Genomic DNA, 22,215 nt, shown 5'->3' on the forward strand with positions numbered 1-22,215 from the left:
CACAGATGTGCGCGGGACCCCGGCGGGGTGCTGTCACCGCGGCCGACCTCCGCAACGGTCGCAGGTCAGGGCAACTCAGATCGGCCGCGGAGCCACAGGGGGCGTCAGCCCAGGCGCTGCACCAGCGCGCGGTACTCGTCCCACAGTTCCTTGGGCGTGTGCTCGCCGAAGGTGTTGAGGTGCTCGGGGACCAGGGCGGCCTCCTCGCGCCAGACCTCCTTGTCGACCGTGAGCAGGAAGTCGAGGTCGGAGTCGGCCAGTTCGAGACCGTCGGTGTCGAGGGACTCCCGGGTCGGCAGGACGCCGATCGGGGTCTCGACGCCCTCGGCCTTGCCGTCGAGGCGCTCGACGATCCACTTCAGGACGCGGCTGTTCTCGCCGAAGCCGGGCCACACGAACTTGCCCTCGTCGTTCTTGCGGAACCAGTTCACGTAGTAGATCTTCGGGAGCTTCGCCTGGTCCTTGTCCTTGGCGACGTCGACCCAGTGGCCCATGTAGTCGCCCATGTTGTAGCCGCAGAACGGCAGCATGGCGAAGGGGTCGCGACGCAGCTCGCCGACCTTGCCCTCGGCCGCGGCGGTCTTCTCGGAGGCGACGTTCGCGCCGAGGAAGACACCGTGGTTCCAGTCGAAGGACTCCGTCACCAGCGGCACGGCCGTGGCGCGGCGGCCGCCGAAGAGGATCGCCGAGATCGGCACGCCCCTGGGGTCCTCCCACTCGGGCGCGATGATCGGGCACTGCGAGGCGGGCACCGTGAAGCGGGCGTTGGGGTGCGCCGCGGGCGCGGTGGACTCCGGCGTCCAGTCGTTGCCCTTCCAGTCGGTCAGGTGTGCCGGAGTCTCCTCCGTCATGCCCTCCCACCAGATGTCGTTGTCGTCGGTGAGCGCGACGTTGGTGAAGACGGAGTTGCCCCACAGCGTCTTCATCGCGTTGGCGTTGGTGTGCTCACCGGTGCCGGGCGCGACGCCGAAGAAGCCGGCCTCGGGGTTGATCGCGTAGAGCTGGCCGTCCTCGCCGAACCGCATCCAGGCGATGTCGTCGCCGATCGTCTCGACCGTCCAGCCGGAGACCGTGGGCTCCAGCATCGCGAGGTTCGTCTTGCCGCAGGCGCTCGGGAAGGCGGCGGCGACGTACTTCGACTCGCCCTGCGGCGGCGTCAGTTTGAGGATCAGCATGTGCTCGGCGAGCCAGCCCTCGTCGCGCGCCATCACGGACGCGATACGCAGGGCGTAGCACTTCTTGCCGAGGAGCGCGTTGCCGCCGTAGCCGGAGCCGTACGACCAGATCTCGCGGGTCTCCGGGAAGTGCGAGATGTACTTCGTGGAGTTGCACGGCCACGGCACGTCCGCCTCGCCCTCGGCCAGCGGCGCTCCGAGCGTGTGCACTGCACGCACGAAGAAGCCGTCGTTGCCGAGCTCGTCCAGGACGGGCTGTCCCATGCGGGTCATGGTGCGCATGGACACGGCGACGTAGGCGGAGTCGGTGATCTCGACGCCGATCGCGGAGAGGTCCGAGCCGAGCGGGCCCATGCAGAACGGGACGACGTACATCGTCCGGCCCTTCATCGAGCCGCGGAACACGCCGCCCTCGCCGCCCTGGCCCTGGAATATCTCCCGCATCTCGGCGGGGGCCTTCCAGTGGTTGGTCGGGCCCGCGTCCTCTTCCTTCTCGGAGCAGATGAACGTCCGGTCCTCGACCCGCGCGACATCGGTCGGGTCGGAAGCGGCGTAGTACGAGTTGGGGCGCTTGATCGGGTCGAGCTTCTTGAAGGTGCCCTTGCGGACGAGCTCCTCGCTCAGTCGCTCGTACTCGGCCTCGGATCCGTCACACCAGACCACGCTGTCCGGCTGGGTCAGTTCGGCGATCTCGTTGACCCACGAGATCAGGTCCTTGTGGTTGGTCGGGACGGGAGCCGCGATGTCGCGCGCCACGATTGCTCCTAAATGAGGGTTTTTGTTTTGGTGCCCCGTGGGGGCTGCGACCCGGATGCTTCACGGTGATGGAACCCCTGGCGCTCATCCGGTGCCGACCGCACTCATTTGATGATCCGACTGAGCCGCGCATATGTCCAGAGGGCCTCACACCTGAGCGGAGTGAGCATCGCCACTTGCCGGCAGGTTTCCCCCGCTCGCTCCGGGTTCACCGCGAGTACCCCCGCGACACCCGGCCACCCGCGTGAGATCATGGCCACTATTGCGGTTCACTTATGCGGGATTGACACGTAACTTACGGTTCCGTAGGTACGATTCGGCCCATGACTGCGTCCGTCCCCGACGCGCCCACGGACACGCCGGCCGCCGGCCCCGCGTCTGTCGCGCACTCCCTGTCGGAAGAGATCAAGCCCAAGCTCCGCGGCTGGCTGCACCTCGGCATGTTCCCGGCCGCCCTCGTCTCCGGACTGATCCTCACCGCGCTGGCGACCTCGACCCGCGGCCGCATCGCCTGCGGAATCTTCGCCCTGACGGCCTGCCTTCTGTTCGGGGTGAGCGCTCTCTACCACCGCGGCAACTGGAGCCCGCGGATGGACGGCGTCCTGCGCCGGCTCGACCACGCGAACATCTTCCTGATCATCGCCGGCACCTACACGCCGCTGACCATGCTGCTGCTGCCCGAGGCCAAGGGGCAGTGGCTCCTGTGGAGCATCTGGGCCGCCGCGGCGGCGGGCATCATCTTCCGGGTGTTCTGGGTCGGCGCCCCGCGCTGGCTCTACACCCCCTGCTACATCGCGATGGGCTGGGCGGCCGTCTTCTTCCTGCCCGACTTCATGCGGACCGGAGGCATCGCCGTCCTCGTCCTGGTGATCGTCGGCGGTCTGCTCTACAGCGCGGGCGGAGTGATCTACGGGATCAAGCGCCCCAACCCGTCACCGCGCTGGTTCGGATTCCACGAGGTCTTCCACTCCCTGACCCTCGCGGCGTTCATCGTGCACTACGTCGGCATCTCGCTGGTGGCCTACCAGCACGGCTGATCCCCCTCCTCCTCTTCTTCAGTGGCCGCGGCTCCCAAGCCGCGGCCACTGAGCGTTTCCGGGCACGACGAAGCACCCCTCCCCCGCTCCCCTCCCGCGCTCCGGTACTCCCGCGCCCCCTTCAAAGGAACTGAGAGCCCCTTTGGATTGACAGTACCCATCTTTTGAGAGTTACTCTCAATTCATGGAGACTTCCACGCACGACGACGCCGTACGGCTCGACCCACGCCGCTGGTGGGCCCTCGGGGCCCTGGTCGCGAGCATGCTCGTCCTCGGCTTCGACATGACGATCCTCAATGTGGCGCTGCCGACGATGGCCCGGGACCTGGGCGCGTCCACCGGGGAGCAGCAGTGGATGGCGGACGCGTACGTCGTCGTCTTCGCCTCGCTGATGCTCCCGGCGGGCCTGCTCGGCGACCGCTTCGGACGGCGCCGCATGCTCATCACCGGCCTCGGCGTCTTCCTCGCCGGCTCCCTGGTGGGCGCCCTCGTCGACGACGTCACCTGGGTGATCGCCGCCCGCGCCCTGATGGGGGTCGGCGGCGCGCTGGTGATGCCGCTCGCGCTCGCCGTCCTTCCCTCGCTGTTCGGACCCGACGAGCGCACCAAGGCGGTCGGAGCCGTCTCCGCCGCCTCGGCGCTCGGCCTGCCGCTGGGCCCGATCATCGGCGGCTGGCTGCTGGACCACTTCTGGTGGGGCTCGGTCTTCCTGGTCAACGTGCCGATGGCCGCCATCGGCGTCACCGCCTGCGTCTTCCTGCTCCCCGAGACCCGGGACCCCGCGTCTCCCAAGGTCGACGCCGTCTCCACCGCGCTCACCGCGGTCGGCCTCAGCGTCCTGATCTACGCCATCATCGAGGCCCCGACCCGCGGCTGGGGCGACCCGCTCGTCCTCGGCTGCTTCGCCGCCGCCGTCGCCCTGATCGCGCTGCTCGTCGTCCGCGAACGCCGCAGCCCCCGCCCGATGCTGGATCTCTCCCTGCTCGCCCAGCGCGGCTTCCTGCTCAACACGCTCGCCGCGACGCTCGTCATGTTCGTCCTGTCCGGCCTGATGTTCGTGCTGCCGCAGTACCTCCAGGCGGTGCTCGGACACGACGCGCTCGCGACCGGCGTACGGATGCTGCCGATGATGGGCGGGCTGCTGATCGCCTCCAGGGGCGCTCAGCCGCTGCTCGCCCGGTTCGGGGCGCGCGCGGTGATCAGCGCGGGTCTCGTCGTCCTCTCCTTCGCCGCGTTCCTCGGCAGCCGTACGACCGTCGACGACGGGTACGGCGTCACCGCACTGTGGCTGTCCATCGCCGGGCTCGGCTTCGGCTTCGCCGTGGTGCCCGCGATGTCCGCCGCCCTCGGCGCGCTCCCCCGCGACCGGGCCGGCAGCGGCTCCGGACTGCTGATGACGGTGCGCCAGGTGGGCAGCGCGATCGGCATCGCCCTGCTCGGCTCCCTGCTGGCGAGCACCTACGCCGACCGCCTCGACACCTCCGCGCTGCCGCACGCCGCCGCGGACGTCGCCACCGACTCGGTGGTCGGCGCCCAGGTCGTCGCCGGCCGGCTCGGCGACCCCGCCCTCGCCGCCTCCGCGAACGCCGCCTACATCCACGGCATGGACCTGGTCCTGCTGGTCAGCGGGATCGCGGCCCTGGTCACCGCCCTGCTGGCGGCGGCCCTGCTGCCGAGCCCCCGGCAATCCGCCCCCGCACCGGAGGAGGACACCGACATGGCCCCGGCCCCGGCGGATGCCGGACAATGAGGACCATGGCCGCCACCGCACAGAGTTCCACTCCCGCCGCGGAGCCCCAGCCCGGGCTCCGCGAGCGGAAGAAGATCAAGACCCGCATCGCGATCCGCGAGGCCACGTACCGGCTGATCGGGGAGCAGGGGTACGACGCGACGACGATCGAGCAGATCGCGGAGGCGGCCGAGGTCTCCCCGTCCACGGTGTTCCGCTACTTCCCGACCAAGGAGGACATCGTCCTCACGGACGAGTACGACCCGCTCCTGGAACAGGAACTGCGGGAGCGCCCCGCGGACGAGCCGTGGTTCGACTCCCTGCGCCATGTGCTCGGCAAGGCCATCGGCCTCAACGACTCCGAGGACCCCGAGGTCAGCCGGCTCCGGACACGGCTGATGGTCGAGGTCCCCGCGGTGCGTTCCCGGATGATGGAGAGCGCGTCCGTCACGGGGCGGCTGCTGAGCCGGGCCATCGGGGAGCGCGTCGGCCGGGACCCGGACAGCCTGGAGGTCCGCGTCTTCGCGATGTCCCTGATCGGCGGGCTGATGGAGACCTCCCTGTACTGGGCCGAGAACGGCCACCAGGACGACTTCGCCGGCCTTGTCGAGCGCGCCGTGAACGTCCTGGAGCACGGCCTCCCGCCGGGAAACCCGGAGGCCCCGGGTGCGCCCCGCGTGACATCCTGACCGCGTGAACGGACCGGAGATCCACATCGAATTCGCCCCCGAACTGGGGCTGTTCGTCCCGCACGCCCGCCGCGCGGGAGTCACCCCCGTCGGCACCGACGGCTCCTCCACGCTCGGTCATGTCGTCGAGTCGCTCGGCGTTCCGCTGACCGAGGTCGGCGCCCTGGTCGTGGACGGGCGTGAGGTGCCCTTCTCGCACATCCCGGCCGCGGGCGAGTCCGTGCGGGTCCGCCCGGTCGAACGCCCGCAACGGGTCCTCGGCGCACCGCTGCGCTTCCTCCTCGACGTCCATCTCGGCACCCTCGCCCGCCGTATGCGCCTGCTCGGCGTGGACACGGCGTACGAGTCCACCGACATCGGCGACCCGGCTCTCGCCGCCCGTTCGGCGGCCGAGCGGCGCGTGCTGCTCAGCCGCGACCGCGGACTGCTGCGACGCCGTGAACTGTGGGCGGGCGGCTTCGTCTACAGCACCCACCCCGACGACCAACTCCGCGACATACTGGGCCGGTTCGCACCCGAGCTGAAACCCTGGACGCGCTGCACCGCGTGCAACGGTCTGCTCGGGAAGGCCACCAAGGAGCAGGTCGCGGACCAGCTGGAGAGCGGCACCGAGCGGTCGTACGACGTCTTCGCCCAGTGCGCGGAGTGCGGGCGCGCCTACTGGAAGGGCGCGCACCACGACCGGCTGGAAGCCGTCGTGGAGCGCGCCCTCGCGGAGTTCGGGACCTGACGGGCCGCCGGCCGGGGTTCGCTCGCCCCCGGCCCACAGCCCGACTCCGGACCTAACGCTTGATCAGATCCTTTTTGCCGCAGGCCAGTCCGTCCTTGCTGGGATCGAGTCCGAGCGGATCGTCCTTTCCGTTGATCCGCAGCCGCCCGTAGTCGTTCTTCTTCAGCCACGCGCAGCGGGAGGCCGTCGTCTTCTTCACCCCGTCCGGGAAGACCGTCGGCACACAGACGTTGATCGTGCCGTAGTGGCGGTCGCAGCCGGAGATGGTGGTGGACACCTTCTGGGAGGCCCGCTTCTTGCCCGGTTCCGTGACGGTGCCCTCCAGGGAGTCGGCGAAGGAGTGGACATGTGCCGAGGCGGTGTCCCCGGCGAGCGCGGACGGCCCCTGGAGATGCACCCACTTGGCCACCGAGGGAACGCCGTTGGCGTCGACCGCGAAGAGCATGTACCAGCCGGGCGGCGCCATGTTGGGGTTGCTGGTCACATTGAGGTCGACGTTGTTGCCGTCCACGCTCAGCGGCAGGTCCACGAACCGCTGATTGGGGTCGGACGAGTGCGTCACCGCGGCGGGCCGGATCAACTCCGCCTTCACGATGGGCCGGTCGACCGTGATGCGCTGCGTGTCCCCATACACCCACTCGTTGTCGATCACCGAAGTGATCGTCGGACGGGTGCCCTTGAGGAGGTACGGCGGGGTGTAGATGGACACGTTGTGGTTCCAGGTGCCGTTGCCCGGGTTGTCACCGGTGGCCATCACCCGGCCGTCGGGCAGCAGGAACGCGGAGGAGTGATAGCCACGCGCCTGCGGGTCGGCGGTCACCGGGTCGAAGGTCGAGGTCGCGGGGTCGAAGATCGACGCCTCGTAGACGGGATCGGCGCGGTTGTGCAGTCCGCCGCCCGTCTCCAGGACCTTGCCGTCGGGCAGCAGTACGGCGGAGACGTACATCTTCCCCTGGGCCCCGGTCTGCGCCACCTTGCCGTTGCCGAGGTCCACCGTGCCCTGCGGGATCTGCGGGCCCACCGTGTACGCCGGGTTGGCGGCCTTGAGGTCGATGATGTCGGTGAGCCGGTTCGCGGCCGGGTTCGAGTCGATGTTGCCGCCGCCGATGGTCAGGACCTTCTGGTCCTGCGCGGGAGGCAGCAGCACGCTCGCGGACTGGTCGCGTTCGTCCTTGTTCTGCAGGCCGGGGACCGCGGTCGTGGTGTTGGCGTCGTAGTCGTAGATCGCCGAGCCGGTGCCCGGGGTGCCGTTGCCGAAGACATGGCTGCCCGAGTAGAAGAGCCGGCCGTCCTGCATGAGGATCATCGACGGGTACAGACCCCAGAACGACCACGTCTGGTTGACCTGCCACAGCGGCAGCCACTGCTGCTGGGCGTTCGACCACCGCTCGGCGGTCACCGAACCCGACGAGTCCTCGCGCAGACCGCCGAACGAGATGATGTCACCGTTGCCCAGCTCGGTGGCCGAGGGATACCAGTGACCGTCGTTCAGGTCGTTCGTCTTGCTGTACGTCTCGGTGACCGGGTCGAAGATGTACGAGTCCTTGTACCCCTCGTACCCGTGCCCGCCCGCGACCGGGAAGGCCTTGTTGCCGCTCATCACCAGCACCCGCCCGTCGGCGAGCTGGACGTGCCCGGCACAGAACATGTCCTTGGGCGTGGGGATCACCTTGTACGAGCCGGTCGCCGGGTTGTAGACCGCCGACGTGAACGTGCCCGCGTCGAAGTTCTCCTCGCTGTTCCCGGAACCCGCGATCAGCAGCACCTTGCCGTTCTTGAGGACGACGGAGTGCATGGAGCGCACCGGGTTCTGCGTCGGCAGGACCGTCCACTTCCCGTTCGCGCACTCCTCGGCCGTGCCCGTGCAGGTGGCCGGCGGAACGGGGTCGGCGACCTGCTCCATCGTGTAGTCGTCGGTGGTCGCGGAGCCCGTGCCGTACACGGAGACGCCCCAGGTGATGCGGTCGGTGCCCGCCGGGACGGCCGGAGTGCGCACCGTCGCCTGCGTCCAGGCCGCCGCCATGTCCAGGGTCTTGAGGTCGGTCCAGTACTGCCAGCCCGCCGTGGTGTCGTGCCGGAAGAGCGTGATGGCCGCGTCGGGGGTCGTCGTCTTGTAGTAGAGCCCGAGGTCGTACTGCTTGCCCACGGTGACCACCGGGGCGCACGCGGCGGACTCGGTGATCAGCGCCTTGCGGTCGCCGTCGACCCGGCGGGTCAGCGTCACCTTCATGGCCTTGGAGCCGGAATGGGCGTCGGTCACGGTGGCGAAGCTGAAGTCGTTGTCGCCCCAGCCGGACTTCTCCCAGCAGGACGGCATCCCGTCCGTACCACCGGTCTCGAAGCCCGGGTTCGTGATCAGGTTGACGGCCGACGCGGGCTGCGGCGATACGAGCAGCAGCCCGGCGGCCAGGCCCGTCACGGCCATCAGTGCGGTTCTCCGACGTGGTCTCACCCGGAATTTCACGCGGTTCTCCTCGCTGTGCGGCTCCCGCGCCCGCTCTGGCTGCTGCGGCGCGGCAGATAGACCAGCGCTTCGGTCCCGACGAAGCGCAGTACGAAGGTCGTCACCAGGGCCAGTGCCGTGGCGGACAGGGCACCCATGCCGAAGCGGTGGACGAAGAGCGCGATCAGCGGGATGCGCAGCACCAGATCGGCGTTGGCGAGCAGCGCGAACCGGCCCACGCGGTCCCACCGGCTGCGGTGCTTGCGGCGCTCGCGGAACAGCAGATGCTCGATGAGCAGGAAGTTCCAGGCCACGCCCAGCTGGTTGGCGAGGATCTCCGCCGGGACGTAGTGCACTCCGGCGGCGGTGAGCGCGTACAGGCCGAGCAGGTTCGGCACGAAGCCGGTGGCGCCGATCAGCCCGAAGACCACCATGCGGGCGACCGGCGAGGCGGTGCGCAGCCCGACGAGGTGGCGCAGGAACCGGAAGCCCTCCTGCGCGGTCGACTTGGACTCGCCCGCGAAACGGTCCTGGAAGACGAAGGGCACCTCGGTGACCTGGCGGGGACGGCTGCGCACGGCCAGTTCGAGCAGGATCTTGTAGCCGAGCGGCTGCAGGACCTCGGCCGTGACCGCGCTGCGGCGGATCGCGAAGAACCCGCTCATCGGGTCGCTGATGCCGCGCAGCCTGCGCGGGAAGAGCGTCTTGGTCAGCCAGGTCGCGCCCCGTGACACGGCGATGCGGTAGCCGCCCGCGAGTCCTTCCCGGCTGCCGCCCTTGATGTACCGGCTGGCGACCACGAGGCCCGCGTTCGCCCGCTCGCCCGAGGCGACCAACTCCGGTATCAGGGACGGCGGATGCTGGCAGTCCCCGTCCATCACGACGATCCACTGGGAGCTCGCCGCCTTGAGCCCCTCGACGACCGCGCCGCCGAGCCCGCCCTCGGGCACCTCGCGGTGCAGCACGGTCACCGGGAACGGGCAGTCCCGCGCGGCCTGGCGGATCACCTCGGGGGTGTCGTCCGTGGAGTCGTCCACGAAGACGACCTCGCAGGGCAGCCGCGCCGGCACCGACTCGGTGATCTGGTGCAGCAACTCCCGTATGTTCGCCGACTCATTGAAGGTCGGTACGACGATGGTGACGGCACCGGGCTCCGGGACCTCGGTGGCGCGTACCGCCGGGTCGCCGAGTTCGTCGGGGACAGTGCTCTCGAAGCTGCTCATCGACTGCCTCCGGAACGGGCCGTGGTGGTGGTCTCGGTGCTGACGGTGGTGTCGTCGATCCGCCGGATCTCGATGCGGTCCTCGCCCCTGCCGAAGGTGGCGACCGCCGTGGAGTGCTCGATCGCGGCCTTCACATTGGGCAGGTCCACCGCGTCGCGCCGTACCGTCGGGGAGGCGACCACGTAGTCGAGGTCCTTCCAGCCGTGCGGCATCGTCTTGGTGACCGCGGGGTCGAGGTCTGCCTTGTAGAACCAGATGGCGCCGAGGCCCGGCCGGTAGCCGTTGTGCACGAGGTCGAGCCAGAGCGCGTCGTCGACCAGGACCCGGGTGTCCTCCGGGTTCTTCACCTCGGTCTTCAGCCATGAAGAGGCCGCCCGGTAGGGGGCGTTGGCGTCGGCGGTCACGGCGGTGCGATCACCGTCGTACCAGTGGGGCACCACGTAGGCGCCGGCGGCCACCACGAGCACCGCCGCCAGCCCGCGGCGCCCCCACGTCACATACGTCCTCTCCTGGTCGGTCCGCCGTCTGCGCAGCACCGCGTGGGCGACGCTCGCGGTGCCTCCGGCGAGGACGAGGGCGAGGAAGGGGAGGGCCTGGATGACGTACATCGCGGGCAGGTAGCCGTTCGGGCGCAGGGCCACCACGGCGAGGATCGCCACGGTGAGCGCGGGTCCGGCCAGGGCGCGCGCGGTCACCGACCAGCGGAAGGTGACCAGGAGGAGCAGGGCGCCCGCGAGTCCGCCGAGCGGCAGGACCCGGTCGTAGTACAGCCAGGACTGCAGCACGCCGTACGAGCCGGTGCCCGACTCCAGGATGAACCCGGAGCCGGGGCGGCTCATCTGGTAGGTGATGCCCTCCCAGAGCGAGACGTGTCCGCCGCCCGGGAACAACTCACCCTTCAGCAGGGCGAAGAGCGGGTACGCCGTGCCGATCAGGACGCACGCGGTGACGGCGCCGGTGATCGCGAACTTGCGCGTGTCCCGATGGCTGTGCCGCCACATCGTGATGAACAGCGCGGGCAGGATGACCAGCATCGTCTCCTTGGTCAGCACCGCGGTGGCGGCCGCGAGGCCCGCGCCGAAGTGGTGCCAGAGATGACGGCTCGGCGAGGCGGCCAGGCAGAACGCGAGCAGCGTCCACATCACCGCGATGTTGTCGAGGAAGATCTCCCGCTGGAGCACGACCGAGAGCGGGGAGAGCCCGAAGAGGACCATCGCGAGGCCGGCCGCCCAGCGCGGCAGCGACAGCCGGCGCGCGAGGACGTACAGCAGGACCGCGCTCACCGCGCTGACCACGAGCATCGCGAAGCGCATCGAGCCGACGGTCATCAGCGAGGGGCTGATGTGCGCGGGTATCCAGGTCAGCATGGCTATCTGGATCCAGCCGAGCGGCGGATGGTCGTACCAGTACGTGTAGTGGGCCAGGCCCTTGCCCTGCTGGACGGCCCAGGCCTGGGCGAGGTAGGTGCCCTCGTCGTCGCTGAGGGTCGGGTAGGCGGCGATGTTCCAGCCCTGCACGACGAGGATCGCCGCGAGCAGCACCGCGCACAGGATCAGATCGGAGCGCGAGCTGCGAAAGCGTGAGGCCGGAGGGGACGTCGGGACGATTTTGGGCGCAGGAGGCCGCTGCGCGGGGACCGTGGGTGTGGTCGCCGCGGGAAGGGTGGAGGTCACGCAGGAACGTCCTCTCGGATCACTTCGGTGAGATGCGCGCCGACATGACTGGTCAACTCCCAGTCATTGCGCCCCCGTTGCTCGCGCCAGACGGCGCGTACGGCGGCACCCGCGAGCAGCACCTGATAGAAGGGACCGCCGACGACGAGCTTCAGGTAGTGCACGAAGCGGACGCGAAGCCCGTACTGCTTACCGAAGTCGTGCAGTCCGACGAGCTCGAAGACGAAGGTGACCAGAGCGGTCACGGCCGGCAGGAACGTGATGAAGGCGATCCCGACGGGCACGTCGAGGAAGAGCGCGACCGCCACGTTGAGCGGGATGATCACACCGGAGACCGCCTGGAGATACGGCGTCATCAGCGTGTAGCGGGCGAGCAACCGCTGCCCGAAGCCCGGCAGTTGCTTCCAGTCGCGCTTGCGGTAGACCTGCAGGAAGCCCTGGTTCCACCGGGTGCGCTGCTTGAGCAGCGACATCAGGGAGCCGGGCGTCTCCTCCTTGGTCACCATGTCGGAGTCGTACGCGACGACGACCTTCTTGCCGACACTGGACAGCCGGACGCCCAGATCGCAGTCCTCCGCGAGGCAGTTGGGGTCCCAGCCGTCGGCTTCCCGCAGGACCGCCGTCCTTACGAAGACGGTGTTGCCGCCGAGCGGGATGAACCCTTTCTGCGCGTGCAGATGAAGGCGCGAGCGGAACCAGAAGAAGTACTCCAGGCAGTTGCGCAGGCTGTACCAGCTGGAGTGGAAGTTGATGAGCTGCACCCCGCCCTGGACGACGTCCGCCTCCGTCGTGCGGAACGCGTGGTCGACGTGGGCGAGCAGCTCCGGATGCACCTGGTCCTCGGCGTCGAAGACCCCGACCACATCGCCGCGGCAGTGCGGCAGGGCCGTGTTCATGGCCTTCGGCTTGTTCTTCTTCTCGTGATGGTCGACGACGACACGCACGCGCGGATCGCGCGCCTCGGCACTCCGGGCCACCGCGGTGGTCTCCGGGTCGTCGTGCCCCACGATCACGATGATCTCGAAGTCGGTGTGGCTGGATTCCAGCAGCCGCTGGATGGTGTGGTCGAGCACCGCCTGCTCGTGCCGTGCGGGCAGCAGCAGCGAGAAGGACAGGCTCTCACCCCCGTCCGGACTGCTGAAGCGGGTGGAAGCGAGCACTTCGGGCGTACGCCACGCGTGCATCTGCCACCACAAGGTGAAGGCCGCCATCCAGAAGAGCGCCAGAGAAACGGCAGCGATGAAGACAGACGTGAGCAACAGATCCCCCCAGATCCCCAAAAACCCCCAGTCGCGACAGCGCGTCACTGCTGTCGCGTCACCGTGGCGAGACTATGGGCGATCTGTGAAGTGCACAGGTTGTTCTGGTGAAGAGCGTGTTTCATCACACTCGGTCGAGTTCCTGAACAATCCGCACGCTAGGGGCGTTTGGGCCGGTTGGGAATCACACGTTTCGGCCGTTCAGAGCCGTGCGAAGCCGGTCAGGATCGGTCGTCGGGGCGTCGCACGCGAAGTTACGGCAGACGTACGCGGCCGGCTTGCCGTCCACCAGCGGTCGGCCGGAAAGCAGCGGCAGCTCGTCACTCTCCGGAACCCCCACCGCCACGACGGCACCCGGCGCGGTCCCCAGAAGGGCCGCGCGCCGCAAGGCCGTTGTGGCCGGATCACTCCCCTCCCCCACCACCGCGACCTCCCGCGGACCGTCGAGCAGCGCCTCGGCCACCGCGAGCCCCCACCCGATGAAGCGGGGAGCCCGCGGCCCCAGCGCCTTCACGACACCCAACGCCCTTTCCGCCGCGGTGCGATGGGGTTCCGCACCGGTCTGCGCGGCATACGACAGCAGCGCTCCGGCCGCCGCGCTCCACCCCGAGGGCGTGGCGTTGTCGGTGGGGTCCTGCGGGCGGCGGATCAACCGCTCGGCGTCGGCGGCCGTGTCGTACAGCGCACCCGACTCGGAGTCCGTGAACTGCGCCAGGACGTGGTCGAGCAGGAACCCGGCGAATTCCAGCCAGACCCCTTCCCCGGTGACGGAGGTCAGCGCGAGGAAGCCCTCGGCGACGTCCGCGTAGTCCTCCAGCACCCCGGCGTGGGCGCCGACCCGGCCGTCCTTGCTGGTACGGGCCAGCCGCGCCCGGTCGTCCATGTGCAGCCGTACGAGGAGGTCGGCGGCGCCGATCGCGGCCTCCACCAGATCGGGGCGGTCGAAATAGGCGCCGGTCTCCGCGAGGGCGGCCACCGCGAGCCCGTTCCAGGCGGCGACCACCTTGTCGTCGCGTCCCGGGGCAGGCCGCCCGGCCCGCGCCGCGAGCAGCCGCTCCCGCAGGGAGGCGACCTTCTCGGCGTCGAACACCCCCTCCTGCTGAGGAAGTTGGAGTACCGAAGCCCCCTCCTCGAAGGTGCCCTCCTCGGTGACCCCGAAGTACTGGACCGCGAGTTCGGCGTCCGCGTCCCCGAGCACCTCGCGCAGCTGCGCGGGCGTCCACACGTAGTACGCGCCCTCGACATGCCGCCCGGTGCCGTCATCGCTGTCCGCGTCGAGAGCGGAGGCGAACCCGCCCTCGTTCGTACGGAGTTCGCGCACCAAGAAGTCGGCGGTCTCCAGAGCGACCCGCCGGGCGAGCTCGGATCCGGTGGAACGCCAGAGATGGGCGTAGACGCGGCAGAGGAGGGCGTTGTCATAGAGCATTTTCTCGAAATGCGGGACGACCCACTCGCGGTCGACGGAGTACCGGGCGAAGCCGCCGCCGAGCTGGTCGTAGAGGCCACCGCGCGCCATCCGCTCGCAGGTGTCGACCGCCATCTGCAGCGCGCCCTCGGCGCCGGTCCTCGCGTGGTGGCGCAGCAGGAACTCGATCACCATGGACGGCGGGAACTTGGGCGCTCCGCCGAATCCGCCGCGCGCTGCGTCGTAGTCCCGGGTGAGCCCGAGCAGCGCTCCGGCCAGCTCCTCCTCGCCCGGCACCTGGCTGTCCCCGAAGGACATCTCCCGCTCGGCCAGATCCCGCGTGATCTTCCCCGCGACCTCGGCGACCTCGTCCCGCCGGTCGGTCCAAGCGCTGGACACGCCCTCCAGAACCTGCCGGAAGGACGGCATGCCATGACGGGGCTCGGGCGGGAAATAGGTCCCGAAATAGAAGGGCTCAGCATCCGGAGTGAGGAACACGGTCATCGGCCAGCCACCCTGACCGGTCGCCGCCTGCACCGCCTCCATGTAGACGGCGTCGACGTCGGGCCGTTCCTCCCGGTCGACCTTGATGCTGACGAAGCGCTCGTTCAGATACGCGGCCGTCGCGTCGTCCTCGAAGGATTCGTGCGCCATGACATGGCACCAGTGACAACTGCTGTACCCGACGCTCAGCAGGACGGGTCTGTTGCTCGCCCGGGCCTCGTCGAAGGCCTCGGCCGACCAGGGCCACCACTGGACGGGGTTGTCGGCGTGCTGGAGCAGATACGGGGACGTCTCATGGGCCAGTCGGTTCACCCTTCCACTCTCCCACGCCCTCCGGGACGGCGAAGAAGCGCAGATGCATCGGGCGTGCCCCTTCGGGGGCATCTTCACGAGGGTGGCCGTACCGGTCGAGGAGCGCCCGGTATTCCCGTACGAAGTCCAGGAGTTCGTCCTTGGTCATCCAGTTGCCGGATCGCTGGACCTGGGCCCACCCCTCGGGACCCGCGTACTCCTTGTGGGCCCGGAGGTACAGCCCGGTGTCCATCTCGATCTTCAGGCGCGCCACGCCCTCGACGGCGGCGAACTCCTCGGGGGTCATCGTGGCCGGATCGGGCGTGGTGTGACGGAACGGCAGCGCTCGCCACCAGCGTTCACGGCCGCCCGACTTCTCCGCGATCTCCTCGATGAGGCGCTGGTCCGCCAGCTTGCGCAGGTGATAGCTGGTCGTGCCGGAACTCTCGCCGAGTTCCCTGGCGAGCACGGTCGAGTTCGCCTCGCCGTGCCGGCCGAGGTAGTCGAGGATGCGGCGGCGCAGCGGGTTGCCGAGGGACTTGTACAGGGCGGTGCGTTCGAGGCTGGTCAGCTCGGGGTCGGGCATACGACCACGGTATCCCCGGCCCGCTTCCCCCTGCAGAACAAATTCTGCAGAATTTTCTTTGCAGAACTTCCTCTGCGGTTCTATCGTGGAGGCATGCGGACGAATCGTGCTGTCATGCAAAGCAACTGGGCTCTCGTGCTGCTCGGCGTCACCGCCGTGGCGCTCGTGCCATGGACGGTGCTCCTCGTGCGTACGCTCCCGGCGAGCACCGAGGTGCGGAACTGGCAGGTGGCCTGGGTGGGACTCGACGTGCTGATGGCGGCGGGCTGCGCGGCCACCGCCGTGCTGGGGCTGCGCGGCGATCCGCACGCCCGGCTGACCGCTTCGGCGACGGCCGCGGTCGCGGTGCTCGACGCCTGGTTCGACATAACCACCGCGCAGCCGGGCGCTCCTCTCGTCCAAGCCCTGGCCTGCGCGGTGGCGGAGGCCGCGCTCGCCTGCGCCTGTGTCTTCCTCGCCCTCTCCAAGGGGCGTGCCCCGCGCGAAGTAAAGGACGAGTCCCGTGCCTCGGAAAGCGCGGGCTCCGGGACCGGTCGGCGGACGTGACCGTCGGGGATTGATCGTCGGCCCTCTCGCGTTCGCGTCCTCCCCGAAGGACACTCATAGGCCAGGGAGTTGCTGCCGGAGGGGGACGTGACATGCGGGACAGCCATCGGGCGGAGGCCGAGCGGCTGTTGGCCCGGGCCGTCGAGGAGGAGGTGCGTCGCTCCGGAGGGCGGGTGGACGGCGGTGTGCTGCTGTCGCGGGCGCGGGCCGCGCTCGACACGATGGCGGAGACCGCCGCCGAGGAGTACACGGCGTACACCCGGGCTCTGGACGAGTCGGAGGAGGGCCGGCAGACCTTCGGGCAGCGCTACGCGCGCGAGGGAGCCGGAACTCCCCTGCTGGTGGCGGCCGTCGGCGCGCTCGCGGCCGTCGTCGCCGACCTGGCCCTCGGCACCGGCGCCGGCACGGCCGTCGGCACCGGCGCGACGGTGGCCGTGGCGGGCGCCGCGGCCACCGTCCTGAAGGTGACGGCCTCGCACGTGCCCGCCGCGAGCCGCCGGGCCGGCGCCCTGGGGCAGCCCGGCGGCCCCGAGCAGCTGCGTCTGCAGTGGCTGACGGCCCTGGAGGTACGGGGCATCCGTCCCTTCCTCGACCAGCAGCGCGTCCTCAACGCCTCCACCGGCGCCAAGCAGGGTGCGCCCCAGCTGCGGCGCACCGACAAGAGCGCGGCGGCCCGCCGGCGCAGTGTCCTCGAGCAGTCCTTCGGTCAACTGCCGGAACCGGACGGCCCGTTCACCGGGCGGAGAACCGAGCTGTCGCGGGTGGCGCAGTGGGTGCACGCGGCCCGGGCGAGCACCGAGACGAAGCCGACGGTCGTGGTGCTGCACGGCGCGCCCGGCTCCGGCCGCAGCACGCTCGCGGTCCGGGCGGCGCACGCGCTCAAGGACCAGTTCCGCGGCGCGTGCGTGGTGGACCTGCGCGGCGACAGCCCGGACGACCCGCCGCTCACCACCCGTGACGCGCTGCTCCACCTGCTGAACCGGCTCGGCGCCCCCCGCGAACAGCTCCTCTTCCGCGAGCGCTCCTCGCAGGACCAGCAGGTCAGACGGTTGAGCGAGCTGTATCACCAGCATCTGACGGGCCTGCCGGTGACGATCGTGCTGGACGACGCGAGCGACGTCGATCAGGTGCGCACCCTGGTCCCCGAGCGCTCGGAGAGCCTGGTCCTGGTCACCGCGCGGAAGCCCCTCGAACTGCCCGCCGACCTCGCCGCCTGGGTGCACCAGCTCCCCGTCGAGGCGCTGGACCCGGCGGGTTCCGAGGAGCTGCTCACCGCGGCGGCGCAGGACGCGTCCGGCCCGTACGACGCCGAATCCACGGACCAGGTCCGGGAGTTGTGCGGCGGCCTGCCACTGGCGCTGCGCGTCGCGGGCTCCTCGCTCGGCCCCCGCACCCCCCGTCAGCTGGCCACCGACCTCGCGGCGTACGGTCCGGTGGAACCCGTGGAGCGGGTGCTGTGGCTGCGCTACACGGACCAGTCGGACATGGCACGCCGGCTGCTCCGCCGGCTGGCGCTGGCCGGCCGTGCCTCGCTGGGCGCGGCCGCGGCGGCGTCCCTGCTCGCGACGGACGAGCCCGAGGCCGTCCGTCATCTGACCGAGCTCTCCCGGGCGGGCCTGATCGACCACGTGCGCGGCAGCCGCTACCGCCTGCACGATCTCGTGCGGGCCTTCGCCTCGGCCCGCCTCCTCGACGAGGAGGAGCCCTCGGAGCGCACAGCGGCGCAGGAACGCCTGATCGTGAACTACGCGGAGCTCGCCGACTCGGTGATCCGTCTGGTGGACGGCAAGACGTCGACGCGCGCCGACCAGTTCGGACCGCACGGCTTCACCTCCCTGGACGCGGCGCTCCGCTGGCTGGACGACGAGTCGAGCTTCATCACGGCGGCCCTGCGGCACGCGGAGGGGGTGGACCAGGCGGCGGTGCTGCACCTCCTGGGCGCTCTGTGCGACTACTGCCTGCTGCGCGGCGACCTCTACCGCCTGGGCGAGATCAGCGAGTTGACGCAGGCCGTCGACCAGGGCCTCCTGGTCCGCTCGGTGCAGTGGCGTACCGGCATCGCGGCCCGCCAGCTGGGCGAGCTGGACAAGGCGCGGACGACCCTGACCTCGGTGGTCGACCTCTACTTCGAGGCCCACCACGACGCGGGGGCGGCCAGGGCGCTCTGCTCCCTCGGCATCACGCTGCACCATCAGGGCAACCTCGTCGAGGCCGCGGCCAAGCTCCAGGAGGCGATGGACCTCCAGGCCTCTCCCGAGCTGGCGGCCGACCGTGCCTGGACGATGCACGCGCTGGCGGCGGTCGAGCGCGACAGGTCCCGGCTCGCCCACGCCCTCGACCTCCTCACCCGGTCGCTGGTCCTGCACCGCGAGAGCGGCTCGGTGCACGGCGAGGCCTGGGCCCACTTCCAGCTCGGTCAGCTGGGCCTGCGGATGGGCGACGTGCCGCGCGCCGAGCGCGAGCTGCGCGAGGCACTCGACCTGTACGGCCGTACGCGCGACGCCCGGGGCGAGGCGTGGGCGCTCACCCAGCTGGCCCGCGCCCGGCTCGTCGAGGGCGACCCGTCCTCGGCGGTCGACGGGCTGCGCCAGGCGTCCTCCCGCCACCGCGAGAACGAGGACGCGCGCGGCGAGGCCTGGACGGTCTACTACCTGGGGCAGTCGCTGGAGGAGACCGGCAATCTGAACCAGGCGGTGCGCGAGCTGGAGCGCTCCCGGACGATGTTCTCCCGCATGCGGGACGTCTACGGCCTGGCCTGTGCCCGCCACCACTCGGCCCGCGTGACCCGCGACCAGCGCGCCGCGCAGACGGGCTCGCTGCGGAATTCGGGCTTCGCCCGTCAGCTCCTCGTGGATGCCCGCGCGGACTTCCAGCGCATCGGGGTGGCCCACGGCGAGGCGTGGACGTGTCTGGAGCTCGCCGTGGTCGACGCGGGAAACGCCCGTACCCAGCAGGCCCTGTCCCTGTGCGACGAGGCCGCCGGGCTGTTCGCCTCGTACGGCGACCGGCGTGGGGAGGACTGGGCCCGTTTTCTGCGCTGCACCCTGCTCCCGTACGCGGCCCCGGGTGGTTACGAGGTGGGCGCCGCGGTGGCCCAGGAGGAACTGTCGCAGCTCTCCCGCACCGGCCACTCGACCCGCGACGGCAGGCTCGACGACTTCATCGAGGCGTATCAGCTGCTGCTGGAGCGGGGAGTGGACCTGGACGCCGGGTGGCAGGCCTGGCGCCTGGGCATGGTGCCGGGACGCCACGCGCGCGACGTGATGGGCGTGCCGGTGGTGGCGTGAGGACGGCGGAGCAGCGGGCGCAGTGGGGGGCAGCGGGGGCTCTCACGCCGGGCCGCCGGCCACGGCTGGAAACGCCGCAGGGGCCGAGCACGGCTGCAGCACCCGCACGAGCGGGCCACGGCTGTGTTACTCGGAGGGGGCCAACCGCTGCCGTAGCTCCGGCAGAGGCAGGACACGGCTGAAGCGCCCGCGGAGGCCAGCCACGGGCTGAAGCTGTAGCACCTGCGGAGGCAGGCCACGGTTGGAGATCCCGCGCAGGCCCGCCACGGCTGAAGCACCCGCAGGGGCAGACCACGGCTGAAGCTCATGCCGGGGCAGACCACGGCTGAAGCTCCCGCGGGGTCCGATGCCCCCGCGGGTGCGCGCTCAGCCCTTCGCGGGTGCGGCCTTCCCGCCGGAGCCGGAGCCGGTCCGCTCCGCTCCGCCGGAGGCCGCGGTCCTGTCCTCGGGGTCCTGCTCGAAGGTGACCTTGCCCATGTGGCGGTTCATGGACTTCATCAGACCCCAGACGGCCAGGGCCATCACCGCGAAGACGATGAAGCCGAGGACGCCGGGGGTGACCTTGTTCTCGTCGACCTCCTTGGCGAGGGGGACGAGGTGCGTCAGTGCCAGGCTTGCGCTCATGTCAGGCATTGTCGCGGATGCCCGCAAAGAGGTCGTCCTCGGGGAGGGATGTATCGACGAGGGACTTGGCGAGCTCGTACTCCTCGGTCGGCCAGACCTCCCGCTGGATGTCCATGGGGACCTTGAACCAGCCGCCGTCGGGGTCGATCTGCGTGGCGTGCGCGATCAGCGCCTTGTCGCGGATCTCGAAGAAGTCCGCGCACGGAACGTGCGTGGTCAGCGTGCGCTCGGCGCGCTCGAACTCGCTCCAGCGCTTCAGCCAGTCCCCGTACGGAGACTCCATGCCGCGGTCCAGAAGCGCGTTGTGCAGCGCCTCGGTGCGTGGGCGGTTGAAGCCCTGGTTGTAGTAGAGCTTCTGCGGCTCGAACGCGGGACCGAATTCCGACTCCGGGTACTTCTCGGTGTCCGTCGCGCCCTCGAACGCCACCATCGAGATCTTGTGGGTCATGATGTGGTCGGGGTGCGGGTAACCACCGTTCTCGTCGTACGTGGTGATCACCTGCGGGCGGAACGAGCGGATCTGCTTGACCAGCTCACCGGCCGCCTTGTCGACGTCCTCCAGGGCGAAGCAGCCCTCGGGGAGCGGCGGCAGCGGGTCACCCTCGGGCAGGCCCGAGTCGACGAAGCCGAGCCACTCCTGCTTGACGCCGAGGATCTCGCGGGCCTCGTCCATCTCCTTCTTGCGTACCTCGTGGATGTGCTCCTCGATGTACTTGTCGCCCTGAAGCTTGGGATTGAGGATGGAGCCGCGCTCCCCGCCCGTGCAGGTCACGACCAGCACGTCCACCCCCTCGGACACGTACTTCGCCATGGTGGCCGCGCCCTTGCTCGACTCGTCGTCGGGGTGGGCGTGCACGGCCATCAGTCGCAGCTGGTCAGTCAAGACTCAATCCTCGGTCAGTCGGCTGTCGCCTGAGTAAGTCGGCTGTCGGCGCCCGGCGTGAATCAGCGCTGTGGGCGGCTTCTATAGTGACGGAATCGGGGGGCGAATAATTCCGGGGTCCCCCTCACGGACCTCAGCCGAGAGGACGATCATGAGCACGGCGAGCACGCAGCTGCCCGAGGGCCGGTACGGCCGCTCCGCGGACGAGCGCGCCGACCGGAAGCTCAAGATCATCGGTGGTGTCCTGGGCGTCGCCCTCATCGGCCTGGTCGGCTGGTTCGGCTACGACTACATCGGCGGGACCGAGATCAGCGCCCAGGTGATCAGCTTCAAGCCGGTCTCGGACAGCGCGGTCGAGGCCCACCTGGAAGTGCGCAAGGACGCGGGCGCGAGCGGCTACTGCACGCTGCGTTCACAGAGCGCCGACGGCGTCGAGGTGGGCCGCGCCGACTTCCGCTTCGACCAGGACTCCTCACGCGTCGACAAGGTGGTTACCCTGCGTACGACGGCCCGGGGCTCCACGGCGGAACTCCTCGGCTGTCACTCGGGCTGAGCGACACCGCCCACCCGCACCGACTGCGTCGAAACAGGTCGGCACCATTCTCGGCAACCCGTGACTGACCTGCATTGATGTAATTCTGATGTCTTATGTCCTCCCCTCCGAGCCACTGAATTGTTAGGCTCGTGGTTTCGCCCACCCGTGAGAGAACATGCTTCTGGGTAGGGCGATGCTTTGTATTCCCAGTACCTACGAGGAGCACCTGTGACCCAGACCAGCGAGAACGTCACCTGGCTGACCCAGGAGGCGTACAACCAGCTCAGGGCCGAGCTGGAGTACCTGTCTGGTCCTGCGCGCACGGAGATCGCCGCCAAGATCGCGGCCGCGCGCGAGGAGGGCGACCTGCGCGAGAACGGCGGGTACCACGCGGCCAAGGAAGAGCAGGGCAAGCAGGAGCTCCGTGTGCGCCAGCTGACCCAGCTCCTGGAGAACGCCAAGGTCGGCGAGGCTCCCGCGGCGGACGGCGTGGTCGCACCGGGCATGGTCGTCACCATCGCCTTCGACGGCGACGAGGACGACACCCTGGACTTCCTGCTCGGCTCGCGGGAGTACGCGAACTCCGACATCGAGACGTACTCTCCGCAGTCCCCGCTGGGCTCCGGCGTGAACGGCAAGAAGGTCGGCGAGGACGCCCGGTACGAGCTGCCGAACGGCAAGCCCGCCTCGGTGAAGATCCTCAAGGCCGTGCCGTACCAGGGCTGAGCCCAGGACCAGCGACGACGACGATGCCCCCGGCCGAGGCCGGGGGCATCGTCATGTCTGCGCCTGCTTCTACGTCCGCGTCTGTGTCCGCGTCTGCGTCTGTGTCCGCGTCTG

At 70.0% G+C, this 22,215-nt stretch carries 17 protein-coding genes; 8 read left to right on the forward strand and 9 right to left on the reverse strand.

All coding sequences use genetic code 11. The annotated features are described in order from the left end of the window. Window positions 1-104 precede the first annotated feature (104 nt). The gene (locus tag OOK38_RS08315; protein ID WP_266762201.1) at window positions 105-1,931 is read right to left on the reverse strand and encodes a phosphoenolpyruvate carboxykinase (GTP); all 1,827 of its coding nucleotides are present in this window, start codon (window positions 1,929-1,931) and stop codon (window positions 105-107) included. A 323-nt stretch (window positions 1,932-2,254) separates the two neighbouring features. Here OOK38_RS08315 and OOK38_RS08320 point away from each other — a divergent pair, with 323 nt between their 5' ends. The 4 genes from OOK38_RS08320 (at window position 2,255) to OOK38_RS08335 (ending at window position 6,116) form a co-directional block, all read left to right on the forward strand. Further along, a complete protein-coding gene (locus tag OOK38_RS08320) occupies window positions 2,255-2,968 on the forward strand; it encodes a hemolysin III family protein (RefSeq protein WP_266762199.1) in 714 nt (237 codons plus the stop codon). 184 nt (window positions 2,969-3,152) lie between these two features. Next, a complete protein-coding gene (locus OOK38_RS08325; protein WP_266762197.1) occupies window positions 3,153-4,718 on the forward strand; it encodes an MFS transporter in 1,566 nt (521 codons plus the stop codon). Between the two features lie 5 nt (window positions 4,719-4,723). Beyond that, window positions 4,724-5,386, forward strand: a complete 663-nt coding sequence (locus tag OOK38_RS08330) for a TetR/AcrR family transcriptional regulator (protein WP_266762195.1) — start codon at window positions 4,724-4,726, stop codon at window positions 5,384-5,386. A gap of 4 nt (window positions 5,387-5,390) precedes the next feature. Then, on the forward strand, window positions 5,391-6,116 hold the full coding sequence (locus OOK38_RS08335) for a Mut7-C RNAse domain-containing protein (protein WP_266848287.1): 726 nt from the start codon (window positions 5,391-5,393) through the stop codon (window positions 6,114-6,116). 52 nt (window positions 6,117-6,168) lie between these two features. Here the strand turns inward: OOK38_RS08335 and OOK38_RS08340 are convergent, their stop codons facing one another. The 6 genes from OOK38_RS08340 to OOK38_RS08365 all read right to left on the reverse strand — a co-directional run bounded on the left by OOK38_RS08340 (window position 6,169) and on the right by OOK38_RS08365 (window position 15,500). Then, window positions 6,169-8,541: a galactose oxidase early set domain-containing protein gene (locus OOK38_RS08340; RefSeq protein WP_266762191.1), complete on the reverse strand. Its 2,373-nt coding sequence runs from the start codon at window positions 8,539-8,541 to the stop codon at window positions 6,169-6,171. Between the two features lie 35 nt (window positions 8,542-8,576). Beyond that, window positions 8,577-9,782 (reverse strand): glycosyltransferase family 2 protein, encoded by a 1,206-nt coding sequence (locus tag OOK38_RS08345; protein ID WP_266848289.1) that lies wholly within the window; start codon window positions 9,780-9,782, stop codon window positions 8,577-8,579. Continuing rightward, a complete protein-coding gene (locus tag OOK38_RS08350) occupies window positions 9,779-11,455 on the reverse strand; it encodes a glycosyltransferase family 39 protein (RefSeq protein WP_266762188.1) in 1,677 nt (558 codons plus the stop codon). The genes OOK38_RS08345 and OOK38_RS08350 overlap by 4 nt, the downstream gene beginning before the upstream one ends. Then, window positions 11,452-12,714: a glycosyltransferase gene (locus OOK38_RS08355; protein WP_266848291.1), complete on the reverse strand. Its 1,263-nt coding sequence runs from the start codon at window positions 12,712-12,714 to the stop codon at window positions 11,452-11,454. Before OOK38_RS08355 ends, OOK38_RS08350 begins: the two co-directional genes overlap by 4 nt. Before the next feature lie 184 nt (window positions 12,715-12,898). After that, entirely contained in the window at window positions 12,899-14,935 is a 2,037-nt protein-coding gene (locus OOK38_RS08360) for a thioredoxin domain-containing protein (RefSeq protein WP_266762185.1), read from the reverse strand. Continuing rightward, complete coding sequence (locus OOK38_RS08365; protein ID WP_266762183.1) at window positions 14,916-15,500, reverse strand: helix-turn-helix transcriptional regulator; 585 nt, start codon at window positions 15,498-15,500, stop codon at window positions 14,916-14,918. Before OOK38_RS08365 ends, OOK38_RS08360 begins: the two co-directional genes overlap by 20 nt. Before the next feature lie 114 nt (window positions 15,501-15,614). On the opposite strand from OOK38_RS08365, the gene OOK38_RS08370 reads away from it, so the two are divergent. Then, window positions 15,615-16,046 (forward strand): hypothetical protein, encoded by a 432-nt coding sequence (locus OOK38_RS08370; protein WP_266762181.1) that lies wholly within the window; start codon window positions 15,615-15,617, stop codon window positions 16,044-16,046. 92 nt (window positions 16,047-16,138) lie between these two features. Further along, a complete protein-coding gene (locus OOK38_RS08375) occupies window positions 16,139-19,333 on the forward strand; it encodes a tetratricopeptide repeat protein (RefSeq protein ID WP_266848292.1) in 3,195 nt (1,064 codons plus the stop codon). Between the two features lie 366 nt (window positions 19,334-19,699). Here OOK38_RS08375 and OOK38_RS08380 read toward each other — a convergent pair whose 3' ends face one another. Continuing rightward, window positions 19,700-19,966 carry a hypothetical protein gene (locus OOK38_RS08380; RefSeq protein ID WP_266762177.1) on the reverse strand — a complete coding sequence of 89 codons (267 nt, stop codon included), beginning with the start codon at window positions 19,964-19,966 and terminating at the stop codon, window positions 19,700-19,702. Then, window positions 19,959-20,840, reverse strand: coding sequence for a mycothiol conjugate amidase Mca (gene mca, locus OOK38_RS08385; RefSeq protein WP_266762175.1), 882 nt, complete (start codon window positions 20,838-20,840; stop codon window positions 19,959-19,961). The genes OOK38_RS08380 and mca overlap by 8 nt, the downstream gene beginning before the upstream one ends. Before the next feature lie 151 nt (window positions 20,841-20,991). On the opposite strand from mca, the gene OOK38_RS08390 reads away from it, so the two are divergent. Continuing rightward, complete coding sequence (locus OOK38_RS08390) at window positions 20,992-21,393, forward strand: DUF4307 domain-containing protein (protein ID WP_266762173.1); 402 nt, start codon at window positions 20,992-20,994, stop codon at window positions 21,391-21,393. Window positions 21,394-21,603: 210 nt separating this feature from the next. Next, on the forward strand, window positions 21,604-22,101 hold the full coding sequence (gene greA / locus OOK38_RS08395; RefSeq protein WP_266762171.1) for a transcription elongation factor GreA: 498 nt from the start codon (window positions 21,604-21,606) through the stop codon (window positions 22,099-22,101). Window positions 22,102-22,215 lie beyond the last annotated feature (114 nt).

The sequence above is a fragment of the Streptomyces sp. NBC_00568 genome, assembly GCF_026341855.1.
Lineage (GTDB): Bacteria > Actinomycetota > Actinomycetes > Streptomycetales > Streptomycetaceae > Streptomyces.

Excerpts from the sequence above, each read along its gene's own strand:
- OOK38_RS08320 (WP_266762199.1), top strand. The coding sequence starts at position 2,255 with ATGACTGCGTCCGTCCCCGACGCGCCCACGGACACGCCGGCCGCCGGC.
- OOK38_RS08325 (WP_266762197.1), top strand. The coding sequence starts at position 3,153 with ATGGAGACTTCCACGCACGACGACGCCGTACGGCTCGACCCACGCCGC.
- OOK38_RS08330 (WP_266762195.1), top strand. The coding sequence starts at position 4,724 with ATGGCCGCCACCGCACAGAGTTCCACTCCCGCCGCGGAGCCCCAGCCC.
- OOK38_RS08340 (WP_266762191.1), bottom strand. The coding sequence starts at position 8,541 with ATGGCCGTGACGGGCCTGGCCGCCGGGCTGCTGCTCGTATCGCCGCAG.
- OOK38_RS08345 (WP_266848289.1), bottom strand. The coding sequence starts at position 9,782 with ATGAGCAGCTTCGAGAGCACTGTCCCCGACGAACTCGGCGACCCGGCG.
- OOK38_RS08365 (WP_266762183.1), bottom strand. The coding sequence starts at position 15,500 with ATGCCCGACCCCGAGCTGACCAGCCTCGAACGCACCGCCCTGTACAAG.
- OOK38_RS08370 (WP_266762181.1), top strand. The coding sequence starts at position 15,615 with ATGCAAAGCAACTGGGCTCTCGTGCTGCTCGGCGTCACCGCCGTGGCG.
- OOK38_RS08375 (WP_266848292.1), top strand. The coding sequence starts at position 16,139 with ATGCGGGACAGCCATCGGGCGGAGGCCGAGCGGCTGTTGGCCCGGGCC.
- OOK38_RS08380 (WP_266762177.1), bottom strand. The coding sequence starts at position 19,966 with ATGCCTGACATGAGCGCAAGCCTGGCACTGACGCACCTCGTCCCCCTC.
- OOK38_RS08390 (WP_266762173.1), top strand. The coding sequence starts at position 20,992 with ATGAGCACGGCGAGCACGCAGCTGCCCGAGGGCCGGTACGGCCGCTCC.